This is a genomic window from Isoptericola sp. NPDC056578, assembly GCF_042793275.1.
In the GTDB taxonomy this organism is placed as follows: Bacteria; Actinomycetota; Actinomycetes; order Actinomycetales; family Cellulomonadaceae; genus Isoptericola.
Map to the genome: position 1 here is coordinate 78,505 of NZ_JBHTVC010000007.1, position 13,138 is coordinate 91,642.

15 protein-coding genes are annotated in these 13,138 nt (G+C 75.2%); 9 read left to right on the forward strand and 6 right to left on the reverse strand.

Features of this window, described 5'->3' with window-relative positions; all coding sequences use genetic code 11:
• The first annotated feature begins 45 nt into the window (after positions 1-45).
• On the forward strand, positions 46-1,008 hold the full coding sequence (locus ACFQ80_RS04885; RefSeq protein ID WP_430551655.1) for an ATP-binding cassette domain-containing protein: 963 nt from the start codon (positions 46-48) through the stop codon (positions 1,006-1,008).
• Positions 1,005-1,853 (forward strand): ABC transporter permease, encoded by an 849-nt coding sequence (locus ACFQ80_RS04890; protein WP_430562773.1) that lies wholly within the window; start codon positions 1,005-1,007, stop codon positions 1,851-1,853. The genes ACFQ80_RS04885 and ACFQ80_RS04890 overlap by 4 nt, the downstream gene beginning before the upstream one ends.
• A gap of 71 nt (positions 1,854-1,924) precedes the next feature.
• On the opposite strand, the gene ACFQ80_RS04895 is transcribed toward ACFQ80_RS04890, so the two are convergent.
• The gene (locus ACFQ80_RS04895) at positions 1,925-2,764 is read right to left on the reverse strand and encodes an aldo/keto reductase (RefSeq protein WP_430562774.1); all 840 of its coding nucleotides are present in this window, start codon (positions 2,762-2,764) and stop codon (positions 1,925-1,927) included.
• Positions 2,765-2,953: 189 nt separating this feature from the next.
• Here ACFQ80_RS04895 and ACFQ80_RS04900 point away from each other — a divergent pair, with 189 nt between their 5' ends.
• Entirely contained in the window at positions 2,954-3,409 is a 456-nt protein-coding gene (locus ACFQ80_RS04900) for a ribonucleotide reductase stimulatory protein (RefSeq protein WP_430562775.1), read from the forward strand.
• A gap of 49 nt (positions 3,410-3,458) precedes the next feature.
• On the opposite strand, the gene ACFQ80_RS04905 is transcribed toward ACFQ80_RS04900, so the two are convergent.
• Positions 3,459-4,184: a cation transporter gene (locus ACFQ80_RS04905; RefSeq protein WP_430562776.1), complete on the reverse strand. Its 726-nt coding sequence runs from the start codon at positions 4,182-4,184 to the stop codon at positions 3,459-3,461.
• A 78-nt stretch (positions 4,185-4,262) separates the two neighbouring features.
• On the opposite strand from ACFQ80_RS04905, the gene ACFQ80_RS04910 reads away from it, so the two are divergent.
• Together ACFQ80_RS04910 and ACFQ80_RS04915 are read left to right on the forward strand one after the other, a co-directional pair.
• Positions 4,263-4,508, forward strand: a complete 246-nt coding sequence (locus ACFQ80_RS04910; RefSeq protein ID WP_430562777.1) for a hypothetical protein — start codon at positions 4,263-4,265, stop codon at positions 4,506-4,508.
• Between the two features lie 73 nt (positions 4,509-4,581).
• Positions 4,582-4,803 (forward strand): hypothetical protein, encoded by a 222-nt coding sequence (locus ACFQ80_RS04915; protein ID WP_430551660.1) that lies wholly within the window; start codon positions 4,582-4,584, stop codon positions 4,801-4,803.
• Positions 4,804-4,814: 11 nt separating this feature from the next.
• On the opposite strand, the gene ACFQ80_RS04920 is transcribed toward ACFQ80_RS04915, so the two are convergent.
• The gene (locus ACFQ80_RS04920; RefSeq protein ID WP_430562778.1) at positions 4,815-5,366 is read right to left on the reverse strand and encodes a TetR/AcrR family transcriptional regulator; all 552 of its coding nucleotides are present in this window, start codon (positions 5,364-5,366) and stop codon (positions 4,815-4,817) included.
• A 103-nt stretch (positions 5,367-5,469) separates the two neighbouring features.
• Between ACFQ80_RS04920 and ACFQ80_RS04925 the strand changes: the two genes are divergently transcribed.
• Positions 5,470-6,663 (forward strand): FAD-dependent monooxygenase, encoded by a 1,194-nt coding sequence (locus tag ACFQ80_RS04925; RefSeq protein WP_430562779.1) that lies wholly within the window; start codon positions 5,470-5,472, stop codon positions 6,661-6,663.
• A gap of 32 nt (positions 6,664-6,695) precedes the next feature.
• Here the strand turns inward: ACFQ80_RS04925 and ACFQ80_RS04930 are convergent, their stop codons facing one another.
• On the reverse strand, positions 6,696-7,040 hold the full coding sequence (locus tag ACFQ80_RS04930; protein ID WP_430562780.1) for a hypothetical protein: 345 nt from the start codon (positions 7,038-7,040) through the stop codon (positions 6,696-6,698).
• Positions 7,041-7,118: 78 nt separating this feature from the next.
• On the opposite strand from ACFQ80_RS04930, the gene ACFQ80_RS04935 reads away from it, so the two are divergent.
• Together ACFQ80_RS04935 and ACFQ80_RS04940 are read left to right on the forward strand one after the other, a co-directional pair.
• Positions 7,119-9,077 (forward strand): NHL domain-containing thioredoxin family protein, encoded by a 1,959-nt coding sequence (locus ACFQ80_RS04935; RefSeq protein ID WP_430562781.1) that lies wholly within the window; start codon positions 7,119-7,121, stop codon positions 9,075-9,077.
• A 36-nt stretch (positions 9,078-9,113) separates the two neighbouring features.
• Positions 9,114-10,016, forward strand: a complete 903-nt coding sequence (locus ACFQ80_RS04940) for a carbohydrate kinase family protein (RefSeq protein WP_430562782.1) — start codon at positions 9,114-9,116, stop codon at positions 10,014-10,016.
• A gap of 82 nt (positions 10,017-10,098) precedes the next feature.
• On the opposite strand, the gene ACFQ80_RS04945 is transcribed toward ACFQ80_RS04940, so the two are convergent.
• Together ACFQ80_RS04945 and ACFQ80_RS04950 are read right to left on the reverse strand one after the other, a co-directional pair.
• The gene (locus tag ACFQ80_RS04945) at positions 10,099-10,716 is read right to left on the reverse strand and encodes a response regulator (RefSeq protein WP_430551711.1); all 618 of its coding nucleotides are present in this window, start codon (positions 10,714-10,716) and stop codon (positions 10,099-10,101) included.
• A 113-nt stretch (positions 10,717-10,829) separates the two neighbouring features.
• Complete coding sequence (locus ACFQ80_RS04950; RefSeq protein WP_430562783.1) at positions 10,830-12,164, reverse strand: sensor histidine kinase; 1,335 nt, start codon at positions 12,162-12,164, stop codon at positions 10,830-10,832.
• Positions 12,165-12,297: 133 nt separating this feature from the next.
• Here ACFQ80_RS04950 and ACFQ80_RS04955 point away from each other — a divergent pair, with 133 nt between their 5' ends.
• Positions 12,298-13,134, forward strand: coding sequence for a GAP family protein (locus tag ACFQ80_RS04955; protein ID WP_430551667.1), 837 nt, complete (start codon positions 12,298-12,300; stop codon positions 13,132-13,134).
• Positions 13,135-13,138 lie beyond the last annotated feature (4 nt).

Here is a 13,138-nt window from a genome sequence, read left to right on the forward strand (position 1 = left end):
GTTCCAGTACAGCGTACGAGAGATGAGGGTGGAAGAGGTGCGGAGATGATTCGAGCACGAGGGCTGACCAAGACGTTCAGCCGTCGCAAGGAGACCGTCGAGGCGGTCAAGGCGATCGACGTCGACGTGGCGGAGGGCGAGCTCGTCGCCTTCCTCGGGCCCAACGGGGCCGGCAAGTCCACGACGCTGCGGATGCTGACGTCGCTCCTGGAGCCGACGGCGGGCGAGGCCACCGTGGCCGGGTACGACGTCGTCAAGAGCCCCGCGCAGGTGCGGGCCCGGCTGGGCTTCATCGGGCAGGGCAACGGCGGCGGCTTCAGCTACAAGGTGGCCGACGAGCTGCACAACCAGGGCCGCTTCTACGGGCTGCCGCCGGAGGTCTACAGGGAGCGCGCCGCCGACCTCATGGCGGCGCTCGAGCTGGGCGGCCTCGAGAAGCGGTCGGTGCAGTCGCTGTCGGGCGGCCAGCGTCGCCGGCTCGACGTCGCGCTCGGGCTGATGAACCACCCCCCGCTGCTGTTCCTCGACGAGCCCACCACCGGTCTCGACCCGCACTCGCGGGCCAACCTGTGGGGGCACATCACGGCGATGCGCGAGCGGTACGGGATGACCGTGGTGCTCACCACGCACTACCTCGACGAGGCGGACAGCATGGCCGAGCGCGTCGTCGTCATCGACCACGGCGAGATCATCGCGGACGCCGCGCCCGACGCGCTCAAGCGTCGGTACGCCGACGACACCCTCACCGTCGTCGTCGCGACCGACGACGGCGGGGCGGTCCGGGCCGCGCTGCCGGACGCTCTCGGCGACGTCGAGCTCACGGCGCAGGACGCCGGGCTGCAGGTGCGGGTCGGCACGGCGCAGGGCGCCGAGGCGCTGCCCGCCGTCATCGAGGCGCTCCGGGTGGCCGGCATCGCCACGACGTCGGCGAGCGCCCGCCAGGCCAGCCTCGACGACGTGTTCCTCAACCTCACCGGCCGGAGCCTGCGCGAGGAGGCGGCAGCATGACCGAGCAGACCCGCACCACCACGACGACGGCGCAGCACGAGGCGCCGCGCATCGTCACGCGCACCGGGCCGGGCAAGTTCGTCTCGGACACGGGGGCGGTCTTCACCCGCGAGATCCTGCTGGTGCTGCGCGACCCGTTCACGCTGATCTTCTCGCTGCTGCAGCCGCTGATCTTCCTCGGCCTGTTCGGGCCGCTGCTCACCGGCACGTTCGGTGGTGGCTTCGGCGGCGGGGGAGCGAGCACGGCGGACACCCTGCAGTGGTTCGTGCCCGGGGTGATCGTCATGATCTCGCTGTTCGGCACCTCGATGACCGGCTCGAACCTGCTGTACGAGATCATGACCGGCTCCTACGAGCGGGTGCTCGCGACGCCGCTGGACCGCTCGGCGATCCTCGTGGGCCGCGCGCTCAAGGAGTTCGCGCCGCTGCTGGCGCAGGGGCTGCTCATCGCCGTCGTGTGCATCCCCTTCGGGTTCACGTTCCATGTGCTGCCCGCACTCGCCGGCCTGGTGCTGCTCGGCGTGTTCGGTGTCGGGATCGGGGCGCTGTCGCACGCCCTGGCCCTGGCGTCGAAGAACCGGGAGTGGCTGTTCTGGGGCGTGCAGCAGTCGCTGCTGTTCCCGCTGCTCATCCTGTCCGGGATGATGCTGCCGCTCGAGGCCGGCCCGTCGTGGATGCAGACCGCGGCGAAGTTCAACCCGCTCACCTACATGGTCGACGCCGAGCGCGTGCTGTTCGGCGGCACGTTCGCCGACAGCGCCGTCCTGTGGGGGGTCGTCGCCGCGGCCGCCACGTGCGCCGTCGGCCTGCTCGTCGGGATCCGCGCCACCCGCAAGGCCGTGTGACGTGCGGTGCGCATGAAGGGGGCCCGCTCTCGCGAGCGGGAGTGGGCCCCCTTCGTGCTCGCGGCGATCGGTCAGCGGCCGGTGTTGTTCATCTCGTCGGGGTGGGAGCCGATGCGCTCGCCGCGGTCGAGGCCGGTGATGGAGGCCATGTCGCCGCCGGAGAGCTCGAAGTCGAAGATCTCCAGGTTCTCGCGGATGCGCGAGGGCGTCGCGGACTTGGGGAAGACGACGTCGCCGCGCTGCACGTGCCAGCGCAGCACCACCTGGGCGGGGGTGCGGCCGTGCTCGGCGGCGATGCGGGCGAGGGTCGGGTCCTCCAGCACGCGGCCGCGGCCCAGAGGGGACCAGGCCTCGGTGACGATGTCGTGCTCGGCGTCGAACGCGCGGACCTCCTCGTTGCCGAACCACGGGTGGATCTCCACCTGGTTGACGGCGGGCACCACGGTGCCCTCCGCGAGGATGCGGCGCAGATGGTGCGGCTGGAAGTTCGACGTGCCGATCGCGCGGGTGCGGCCCGAGCGGTACAGCTCCTCGAGCGCTCCCCACGCCTCGACGAACCGACCGACGGCGGGCAGCGGCCAGTGGATGAGGAACAGGTCCACGTGGTCGAGGCCGAGCTCCTCGAGCGACCGGTCGAACGCCTCCAGCGCGGCGTCGTGCTCGTGGAACGCGTTGTTCAGCTTGGTGGTGACGAAGAGCTCGTCGCGCGGCAGCCCGGCCGCGGCGATGGCCTCGCCGACGCCCCGCTCGTTGCGGTACATCTGCGCGGTGTCGATGTGCCGGTAGCCCGCCTCGAGGGCGGTCAGCACCAGCTCGCGCGTCTCCTCCGGCGGGACCTTGAAGACGCCGTAGCCGAGCTGCGGGATCGACGTGCCGTTGTTCAGGGGCAGGGACGGGATCTCGGTGCTCATGTCACCCATCTTGTCGCGGACGGGGCGGTGCCGCAGCGAGATCGCGTCCGCGCCGGTGAGGGCGCGCCGCCGAGATGACGGCGCCGCGTGATCGATCCCATGGCGCCCGGGGTCGCCGTCCCACGGGTGCCGGGAGCAGGCTGGAGGTGTCGTCCCGGCGGCCCCGCAGCCGCCCAGTCAGGAGGCCCGATGTCGCCCGAGCAGGCACCGTCCGACCAGGTCGAGGTGTACTTCGCGTCGTCCGCGTCGGGCATGGTGCGCCAGTTCTGCGAGCGCCTCGGCCGCCCCGCCCACGACCTCGGCGACCGCGCGGTGCGCCGTGCGGTGCCGGCCGGTCCGTGGGTGCTGGTGACGCCGTCGTACAAGACCGGCAACCCGGACAACGACACCCTCCCCGAGCCGGTGCGCCGGTTCCTGCGCGACCCCGTGACGCGACGCCGGCTCGTGGGCGTGATGGGGTCGGGCAACCGGAACTTCGGCCCGCACTACCAGGCGGCGGCGCGGCAGGTGGCGCGTGCGTCCGGGCGCCCGGTGCTGCTCGAGTTCGAGCTCCAGGGCACGAGGTGGGACGTCGAGCGGGCGCGCGAGGTCCTCGCCGCGCTCGACGCCGGGCTGCGCGAGCGGCACGCACGCGTGCCCGCCTGAGACCGCACGACCCGGCGGGGTGGCCGGCGGCGACGGTGCCGCCGCACGGTCAGCGCGGACCGGCCGCCCCGCCGTCAGGGGGAGCGCAGCAGCCGTCGTCGCACCTGTCGTCGTCGCACCCCTCGTCACCTGCGAGGAGCGCCCCGACAGGGGTGCAGCAGGCGTCGCCGCGCCAGGCCTCGACGCCCTCGCGCACCGCGAACCCGGCGATGACGAGCGCCGCGAGCGGGTCGGCCCACGACCAGCCGAGCGTGGCGTTGAGGACGAGCCCGACCAGCAGCACCGCCGACAGGTACGTGCAGATCAGGGTCTGCTTCGAGTCGGCGACGGCGGACGCCGAGCCGAGCTCGCGGCCGGTGCGCCGCTCGGCCCACGACAGGAACGGCATCACCGTGAGGCTGACCGCCGCGAGAGCGATGCCGACGGGGGAGTGGTCCGGGTCGGCCGCGCCGAGCAGCGTGCGGGCGGCGTCGACGGTGACGAACAGCGCCAGCCCGAAGAACGACACCGCGATGAGCCGCAGCGCCGTGCGCTCGCGGCGGTGCGGGTCCGGCGCCGCGAACTGCCAGGCGACCGCGGCCGCCGACAGCACCTCGACCACGGAGTCCAGGCCGAAGCCGACCAGCGCCGCCGACGACGCCGCGCGCCCCGCCGCGATGGCCACGACCGCCTCGACGACGTTGTACGTGATCGTCGCGGCGACGATCCAGCGCACCCGGCGCTCGAGGAGCGCGCGGCGGGCGGACGGCAGGGGGTGCAGCGGGAGGCTCGTCACCCCGCTGACGGTACACGGAGATCTGTACCGTCGACCAGGGCCGGCGGGGGCGGCCCGGGTGGCAGGCATGCTGTACCCATGGCGAAGAATCTCCCCCTGGGCCCCACGGTGATCGACGACGACCGGGAGGTGCGGTTCGTCGCGGGGCCGAACCAGTTCGCGATCAAGCTCAAGGACGGGCACCTGCACGTGCGCGCCATCGACGCCGGCGAGGGCGAGGCCCGGATCACGGTCGCCCCGACGTCCCGGAGCACCCTCGACCTGCGGATCGAACGCCGGTCCCCGCAGGGCCCCGTGGAGGTCGAGGGCCCGACCGTGCGATAGGGGCGCAGGTCACGGCACCCGGACTGCGGCCCTGTCGGCGGGTGGCGCACAATGGAGGGGTCGGAGGTGTTCCATGGTCACGATCGACGAGGCGCGCGCCGCGAAGCCCGCCCTGCGCGAGGCGCTCGAGAGCGTCGAGGGGGTGCGCGGCGTCGGCCTCGCCCAGCGCGGCGACGAGACGGACTGGGTGCTGCAGGTGAACGTCGTCTCCCTCAGCGCGCGCAAGGACGTGCCGCCCCAGGTGGACGGCGTCCCCGTGCAGGTGACGGTGGTCGGCGCGGTCACCGCGCTCTGACGTCCTGACGCTCAGGCGGCCAGCGCCGCGAGCGCGGCCACCTGCTCCAGCAGCTCGTCCGCGCCGACGGCGTCGTCGGGGTCGAGGAGCACCCGCGACACCGCCCCCAGCAGCAGCATCTGCACGAGCGCGCCCTGGGCGTCGGGGACCCCGAAGAGCTCGGCCAGCGCGGCGCGGGCGTGCGCGTTGTCGGCGGCGACGGCGGCGGCCCGCTCCGGGTCGCGCGCGGCGGCCGCGACGAGCTCGAGCTGCACCGCCCAGAGGGCGCGGTCGTCGGCGACCGACGCCATGACCCGCCGCCACACCGCGCGGAACCGCTCGCCCGGCGACGCCCCCAGGTCCTCGGCGCCGATGGCCTCCAACGCGTCGCCCCAGTCGCGCAGGGCGTCGACGAGGGCCGCGTCGAGCAGCGCCTCCTTGCTCCCGAAGTGGTACCCGATCGCCGCGAGGCTCACGCCTGCGGTGGTGGCGACGTCGCGTGCCGACGTGCGGGCGTACCCCTTGTCGCGTAGGCAGGTCCGGGCGGCGGCGAGGAGCGCGGCCCTGTTGTCGGTGGAGCGCATGACGCCCATGCTAGCTCGAACGTCTGAAACGAACGTCTTGCACGATCGTCTGAGTCGGGTCTAGCGTGGTGCGCGCCACCTTCCCAGGGTCAGGAGAACTCCCATGAACCGCTCCGTCCTCGTCTCCGGCGGCGGCGTCGCCGGCCTCGCGCTCGCGCACCGGCTCGCCGCCCGCGGCGACGTCGTGACCGTCGTCGAGCAGGCGCCCGCGCCCCGCGACGGCGGCTACAAGGTCGACGTGCGGGGCGCCGCGCTGCAGGTCCTGGACCGCATGGGCCTGCTCGACGAGGCGCGGAGCCTGCGCACGGAGGTCCGCGCGGGCACCGTCGTCGACGCCCGCGGGCGCCGGGCAGCCAGCATGGACGGCGACACCTTCGGCGGGCGCGCGCACGACGACGTCGAGCTGCTGCGCGGCGACCTGCACCGCCTGCTGCGCGAGGGGGCGGCCCGCGCCGAGCACGTCCACGGCGACTCGATCCGGTCCCTGGTGGACACCGGCGACGGCGTGGAGGTGGAGCTCGCCTCCGGCCGCACGGGGCGCTACGACGTCGTCGTCGGCGCCGACGGGCTGCGCTCCCGGACGCGGAACCTGGTGCTCGGGCCGGACGAGCGGCACGTCCTCGACCTCGGGTACTACGTCGCCGTGGCGACCGTCCCCAACCGGCTCGACCTCGACCGCGAGGAGGTCACCTACGTGGGGCCTGGCCGCACCGCCCTGGTCTACGCCACGGCGCGGGAGGAGGGCGCGCGGGCGATGTTCCTGTGGTCGTCGGGGCCCCTCGGCCACCGGGACCTCGGGCGCGCGGAACGCGAGCGCCTGCTCGCCGACGCGTACGCCGGCGAGGGCTGGGAGGTGCCCGGCCTGCTGGCCGACGTGCCCGCCTCGCCCGACCTGCTGTTCGACTCCCTCAGCCAGGTGCGCGCCGAGCGGTGGTCGGCCGGCCGCACCGTGCTGCTCGGCGACGCCGCGTACTGCGCCTCGGCGGCGTCCGGGCAGGGCACGAGCCTGGCGCTCGTCGGCGCGTACGTGCTGGCCGCCGCCCTCGACGCGCACGACGACCCCGCCGCCGCGTTCGCGGACTACGAGCGCCGGATGCGCCCGTTCGTGGCGGCGAACCAGGCGCTCGGACCGGCGAACATCAAACGGATGGTGGTCGCCACCCGTGGGCAGGTGCGCGCCTCGCTCGCGATGCTGCGGGTCATGGACAGGCTGCCCGGCAAGGACCGCATAATGGCCGCGATGACGGCGCCCATCCACAGGGCGGCCAACGCCGTCGAGCTGCCGGACGCCGCCTGAGCGGCGTCACGGGCGATCGTCACCGCGGCTCGTCACTCGCCGCCCGGGGGAGCGCCGATCGCCCGGTTGTAGACGACGTCGAGCTGCTTGGCGAGTCGCCAGACCTCGGCGAGGACGACGACCAGGCCGACCGCCGCGGTGATCAGGCCGAGGTAGTACGGCACGTCGCCGCTCGGGGGCTGCCCGTCCTCCAGGACGACCATCCCGTCGACGAACATCTGCTGGCCCGCCTGGAACAGGACCAGCCCGACGACCAGCAGGACGATCCCCACCACCAGCGCCGTGGCGGACGGCTTGCGGGGCGGGAACTCGGGGTCGACGGAACCGCCGGCGGCGGGGACGGGAGCTGCAGCGGGCGCGCCGGAGTCGTCGGTCATGGGCACAGTGTGGCGGCCGTCCCGGTCGCCGGGCCGCCGTGACACGGGTGAACCCGGCCGATCCCGCAGAATGGATCGGTGAGCTCCTCCCGACTGCCCCGCGTCCGTGCCTCCGAGCTGGTCGGCCGCGGCTGGCTCAACACCGGCGGCCGCGACGTCACGCTGGCCGACCTGCGCGGCAAGGTCGTCGTCCTCGACTTCTGGACCTTCTGCTGCATCAACTGCCTGCACGTGCTGGACGAGCTGCGCGAGCTGGAGGAGCGGCACCGCGACGAGCTGGTGATCGTGGGCGTGCACTCGCCCAAGTTCGCGCACGAGGCGGACCCGGACGCGCTGGCCGCCGCCGTCGAGCGGTACGAGGTGCACCACCCGGTGCTCGACGACCCGGAGCTGGTCACGTGGGGCGCGTACACGGCCCGGGCCTGGCCGACGCTCGTCGTCGTCGACCCGGAGGGGTACGTCGTGGCGCAGATGGCGGGGGAGGGGCACGCGTCGGCGATCGAGGCGATCGTGGACGAGCTGGTCGCCGAGCACGACGCGAAGGGCACGCTGCACCGCGGCGACGGGCCGTACGTGCCGCCCGAGCCGACGTCGGGCACGCTGCGCTTCCCGGCCAAGGCGGTCGCGCTGCCGTCCGGGAACCTGCTCGTGGCCGACGCCGGGCACCACTCGCTGGCGGAGCTCGCGCCCGACGGCGAGACCCTGGTGCGGCGCATCGGCTCCGGCGAGCGCGGGCTCGCCGACTCCCGCGGCGACGCGGCCCCCGACGAGGCGCGGTTCAGCGAGCCGAACGGTCTGTGCCGCGTGCCGGACGAGCTGCGCCCGGCGCTCGGGTACGACGTGCTCGTCGCCGACACGGTGAACCACGCGCTGCGCGGCGTCGACCTGGCGACCGGGCGCGTGCGGACGGTGGCCGGCACGGGCGAGCAGTTCATGGTGGGCGGGCAGGAGAACGTCGTCGGGTCGACCGACGCGTTCGACCCGGCCGCGACCTACCCCGCGGCCGCCGTGCGCCTCAGCTCCCCGTGGGACGTCGCGTGGTCGCCGCGCCTCGGCGCGTTCGTCGTCGCGATGGCCGGGAACCACACGCTGTGGGCGTTCGACCCGGTGGCGAGCGACGGTCACGGCTCGATCCGGCTGCTCGCCGGCACGATGAACGAGGGGCTGGAGGACGGGCCGGGCGCCGACGCGTGGTTCGCGCAGCCGTCCGGTCTGGCCGCCGCGAGCGGCCCCGACGCCGCCGACGCGCTCTGGCTCGCCGATGCCGAGACGTCGGCCCTGCGCCGCGTCGTGCCCGCCGCGGACGGGACGGTCGCCGTGAGCACGGCCGTCGGGCAGGGGCTGTTCGACTTCGGCCACCGCGACGGCGCGGCCGGCGAGGCGCTGCTGCAGCACCCGCTGGGCGTGGCGTCGCTCCCCGACGGCAGCGTCGTCGTCGCCGACACGTACAACGGCGCTCTCCGCCGGTACGACCCGGCGGCGGAGACCGTGACGACGCTCGCCACCGGCCTCGCGGAGCCGAGCGACGTGCTCGTCGAGACGTCCGACGACGCGGTCCACCTGCTCGTCGTGGAGTCCGCCGCGCACCGGCTGACCCGGGTCGCGCTGCCCGCCGACGTCGCGGGCCAGGTGCTCGACGGCGGTGCGCACCGGGTGGCGCGCCCGGCGACGGAGGTCGCGCCCGGCGAGCTGCGCCTGGACGTGCCGTTCGTGCCCGCCCCGGGCCAGAAACTCGACGTCCGCTGGGGCCCGTCCACCGAGCTGCGCGTCAGCGCCACCCCGCCCGAGCTGCTGCTCGACGGCGCGGGCGACGGGACCGACCTGGACCGGGTGCTGGTGCTGAACCCGGACGTCGCCGAGGGCGTGCTGCACGTGACCGCGAAGGCGGCGTCGTGCGACGTCGTCCCTCTCGGCCCGGACGGCGAGCCCGACCCCGACGTCTTCCCCGCCTGCCACCTGGCGCAGCAGGACTGGGGCGTGCCCGTGCGCGTCACGCCCGACGGCGACGCGACGCTCAGCCTGCCGCTGCGCGGCTGACGCGGGCCGAGGCCGCGGCACCCTAGGGTGCCGGTCGTGACCACACCGAGCACCACACCGAGCGCCACACCGAGCACCACACCGAGCACCGCCGACGTCCTCGTCGCCGGCCCCGCGTCCTGGAACCGGATCGTGCACCTCGACGCGCTGCCCGATCCCACGCCCCACACCGTGTTCGCGCGCGGCGCGTACGACACGGTCGGCGGCACCTCGGCCGGCAAGGCGCTCAACCTGGCGAGCCTGGGGCGCGGCGTCGTGCTGCGCACGGTGCTCGGGGACGACGACGAGGGCGCCCGCGTGCGCGCGGTGCTCGACGACGCCGGGGTGCGCGTGCTCGCGGAACCGTCCCCGGACGGGCGCACCGAGAGCCACCTCAACCTCATGGACACCGGCGGCGGCCGGCTGTCCGTCTACCTGCGCGCGCCCGGAGAGGTCGCCGCCACAGGGCCCGGCTGGGACGCGGCGCTCGCGGCGGTGGACGCCGCCGCGGCCGTCGTCGTCGACCTCGCGGCGCACTCCGTCCCGGTCCTGGTCGCGGCCGCCGAGCGGGGCCGCGACGTGTGGGTGGACCTGCACGACTACGACGGAGCCACCGCGTTCCACCGCCCGTGGGCCGACGCCGGCACGCACGTGTTCCTCAGCTCCGACCGGCTTCCCGACCACCGCGCCTTCATGGCCGAGCGGCTCGACGCCGGGGCCCGGCTGGTGGTGTGCACGCACGGCGCCCGCGGCGCCACGGCCCTCACCGCCGACGGCTTCGTGGACGTCCCCGCCGAACTGGTGGACGACGTCGTGGACACCAACGGCGCGGGCGACGGGTTCTTCGCCGGCTTCCTCGACGCCCACCTGGGCGGGGCGGACCTCGCCGAGGCGCTCGCCGCGGCCGCGGCCCACGCCGCGCGGGTGGTGCGCAGCCCGGGCCTCGCCCCGGTCGGCTGACGCGTCGGCGTGTCGAGCGGCGTGTCGTCGCGGTGATCGCGTTGCCGGTTGCGGCACTGTCAACAGAGGTGTCAGGTCGGCGTCAGGCCAGGCCGACGTCCCGCGCGACGATCGCCGCCTGCATCCGCGACACCACGCCCAGCTTCGCGAGCACGCGCGACACGTGGGTCTTGGCCGTCGCCTCCGTGATCACCAGCTCGTCCGCGATGCCCTGGTTGGACAGCCCTCGGCCCAGGGCGCCCAGCACGTCGACCTCGCGCGGCGTGAGGTCCCCGAGCCGGGGGTCCACGAGGCTCGGCGGCCCGGCGGCGGCGGGCATGGCGGCCGGCGCGACGCCGGTCCCCGACAGCTGGGCGAGCACGCGGCGGGTGACCTCGGGCGCGAGGACACCGTCGCCGGCCGCGACGCGGCGCACGGCGTCGAGCAGCGCGGCGGGCTCCGCCGTCTTGAGCAGGAACCCGGCGGCGCCCGCGCGCAGCGCGCCGTCCACGTACTCGTCCAGGTCGAACGTGGTGAGCACCAGGACGTCCGCGAGGCCCTGGGCGGCGATGGCGCGCGTGGCGGCGATGCCGTCCGTCCCCGGCATGCGCAGGTCCATGAGCACGACGTCGGGGCGCAGCGCGCGGGCGTTCGTCACCGCGGCGTCTCCGTCGGCCGCCTCGCCCACCACCTCGACGTCGTCCGCCGCGTCCAGGAGCATCCGCAGCCCGGCGCGGATCGCGGCGTGGTCGTCCGCGATCAGCACGCGGACCGTGCCACCTGCCGTGCCGCCCGCCGTGCCGCCTGCCGCGCCGTCCCGGGTCGCTGGCGTCGTCATCCCCTGGTTCCCCCGCTCTCTCGGCCGTTCTCCGCACCGGCCGGCACCCGCGCGCGCACGGCCCACCCGCCGTCGTCCGTCGCGGCGGCCTCGAAGGTGCCGCCGAGCGCCTCCGCACGCTCGCGCATCGTGAGCATGCCCGTCCCGGCGCTGAGCGGCAGCCCGGCCGCGCCGGCGGGCGAACCCTGCCCCGTCGGCGGAGCCGCGTTCCGCACCTCCAGCGCCACCGCACCGCCGCGGGGCCGGGGCTCGCGGGTCAGGCGCACCGTCACCGGCGCCCCGGGCGCGTGCTTGCGGGCGTTGGTGAGCGACTCCTGCGCGATCCGGTACAGGGCGTGCCCGACGGCGGCGGGCAGCTCGGCGCGGGCGACCCCGTCCGGGTCGTCGGCCGTCACGACCGTGCCGCCCGCCCGGGCGAGGTCGAGCAGGTCGTCCAGGCGGTCGAGCCGCCCGGGGGCGGCGAGCGGGTCGCGCGCCGAGTCGGCGCGCAGCAGCTCGATCATGGACCGCATCTCCGTGAGCGACGCGACCGCGCTCGCCCGCACCTGCTCCAGCGCTCCGCGGTCGCGTGCGACGTCCGGCGGGACGGCCAGGGCGGCGCCGGAGTGGATCGCGATCGTCGACAGGTGCGAGGCGATGACGTCGTGCAGGTCGCGCGCCATCGCGGCCCGCTCCGCCCGCACGGCCTCGTGCCGGTCGAGCTCGGCGATCCGTTCGAGGTCCGAGGCGCGCTTGCGCTCCAGCTCCGCCGCCCGGGCGGCCTCGTCGGCCCGTGCGCGCTCCACCGCCGCGAGCTCGGACTTCTGCCGCACGTTGTCGGCCCACCACATCGGCACCAGCAGGATCGCGCCGAACTGCAGGCCCGCGTAGACGAACATCCGCGCGTCCCGGGTCACCTCGCCGACCGCGATCGCACCGCCCACCGCCAGCACGAGCGCCGTGCTCCACAGCCAACGTCGCGCCGTCGGGCCCGTCCACAGCGCGGCCGCGTACAGCAGGTCCCAGAACACGAGCATGATCGCGAGGCTGCCGCCCCACAGGACGTCGACCGCCGTCACGACGGCGCCGCCCGCGAGCGCCAGCATCGGCCGCGACCGCTTGGCGAGGGTGAACGCGCAGCCGACCGCCAGGAGCGCCACCCGCCACCAGGGCTCGGCCCGGGCCGTCAGGGGCGGGTCCCAGGTGTAGAGGTCGACGAGCCCGACCTCGAGGAACAGCCAGCCGAGGAGGAACAGCGTCACCGCGGTCGTGACGTCGCCGCGCCGGTCGTCGCCGCCCCACACCCGCACGAGCCTCCCGAGGAGGGTGGGGGCGGGGCGGTCGGTCGTCACCGCACCATCCCAGCACAGGGCGTCCCGCGGCGGATCGGTCGAAGGGTGTACCCGTGCCGCGTGTCCCACCACGGTGCAGGATCAGTCGTTCGGGCGACGACGGCATCCGTGCCGCGCCGCGAGGATCGTCGGCATGGACCTCATCGACGTCGGCGGGCTGGAAGGCGCGGGCCTCGGCGTGCTCGCGGGAGCGCTGGTCGTGCTGGCGCTGATCGACTCGACCAGCTTCGGCACCCTGCTCATCCCCGTGTGGCTGCTCATGGCGCCCGGCCGCCCCCGCCCGGCGCGGCTGCTCGCCTACCTCGGCACCGTCGCCGGCTTCTACCTCGCCGTGGGGATCGCGGTGATGCTCGGCGCGGGCGCCCTGCTGGACCGGTACGGCGACGCGCTGGACTCGCGGCCGGCGATGCTGCTGCAGCTCGCCCTCGGCGTCTTCCTGTTCGCCATCAGCTGGCGCTTCGACGGCAAGAAGGCCGAGGCCCGGGCCGCGCGCCAGGGCGCGAAGCCCGGGCGGCTGGTGCGCTGGCGGGCGCGGGCGATGGGCATCGAGGCGGGGACGACGACGCCCGGCGGCCCCGTGCCGGGCCTGCTGCCCGGCACGACCCCGACGTCGACGGTCGCGGCGCCGCACGCGTCGCTGCTGCCGCTGCTGGGTCTGGCGCTCGGCGCGGTGGCGCTCGAGGTCGGCACGATGCTGCCGTACCTGGCGGCGATCGGCCTCATCACGACGTCGGACCTGGGCACCGGCACGAGCGTCGGCGTCCTCGCCGCGTACTGCGTGGTCATGGTGCTGCCGGCGCTGCTGCTGCTGGGCGGGCGGCTCGTCGCCGCACGGTTCGTCGAGCCGTTGCTGGCACGGCTGGAGAGGTGGCTGTCGAGGAACGCCGCCGAGCTCACGGGGTGGGCGCTCGGGATCCTGGGCGTGCTGCTCGCCCTCAACGCCCTCGGCCGGCTCGGCTGGACCGGCTGACGCG

Excerpts from the sequence above, each read along its gene's own strand:
- ACFQ80_RS04885 (WP_430551655.1), top strand. The coding sequence starts at position 46 with ATGATTCGAGCACGAGGGCTGACCAAGACGTTCAGCCGTCGCAAGGAG.
- ACFQ80_RS04890 (WP_430562773.1), top strand. The coding sequence starts at position 1,005 with ATGACCGAGCAGACCCGCACCACCACGACGACGGCGCAGCACGAGGCG.
- ACFQ80_RS04895 (WP_430562774.1), bottom strand. The coding sequence starts at position 2,764 with ATGAGCACCGAGATCCCGTCCCTGCCCCTGAACAACGGCACGTCGATC.
- ACFQ80_RS04900 (WP_430562775.1), top strand. The coding sequence starts at position 2,954 with ATGTCGCCCGAGCAGGCACCGTCCGACCAGGTCGAGGTGTACTTCGCG.
- ACFQ80_RS04910 (WP_430562777.1), top strand. The coding sequence starts at position 4,263 with ATGGCGAAGAATCTCCCCCTGGGCCCCACGGTGATCGACGACGACCGG.
- ACFQ80_RS04915 (WP_430551660.1), top strand. The coding sequence starts at position 4,582 with ATGGTCACGATCGACGAGGCGCGCGCCGCGAAGCCCGCCCTGCGCGAG.
- ACFQ80_RS04920 (WP_430562778.1), bottom strand. The coding sequence starts at position 5,366 with ATGCGCTCCACCGACAACAGGGCCGCGCTCCTCGCCGCCGCCCGGACC.
- ACFQ80_RS04925 (WP_430562779.1), top strand. The coding sequence starts at position 5,470 with ATGAACCGCTCCGTCCTCGTCTCCGGCGGCGGCGTCGCCGGCCTCGCG.
- ACFQ80_RS04930 (WP_430562780.1), bottom strand. The coding sequence starts at position 7,040 with ATGACCGACGACTCCGGCGCGCCCGCTGCAGCTCCCGTCCCCGCCGCC.
- ACFQ80_RS04945 (WP_430551711.1), bottom strand. The coding sequence starts at position 10,716 with ATGCTCCTGGACGCGGCGGACGACGTCGAGGTGGTGGGCGAGGCGGCC.
- ACFQ80_RS04955 (WP_430551667.1), top strand. The coding sequence starts at position 12,298 with ATGGACCTCATCGACGTCGGCGGGCTGGAAGGCGCGGGCCTCGGCGTG.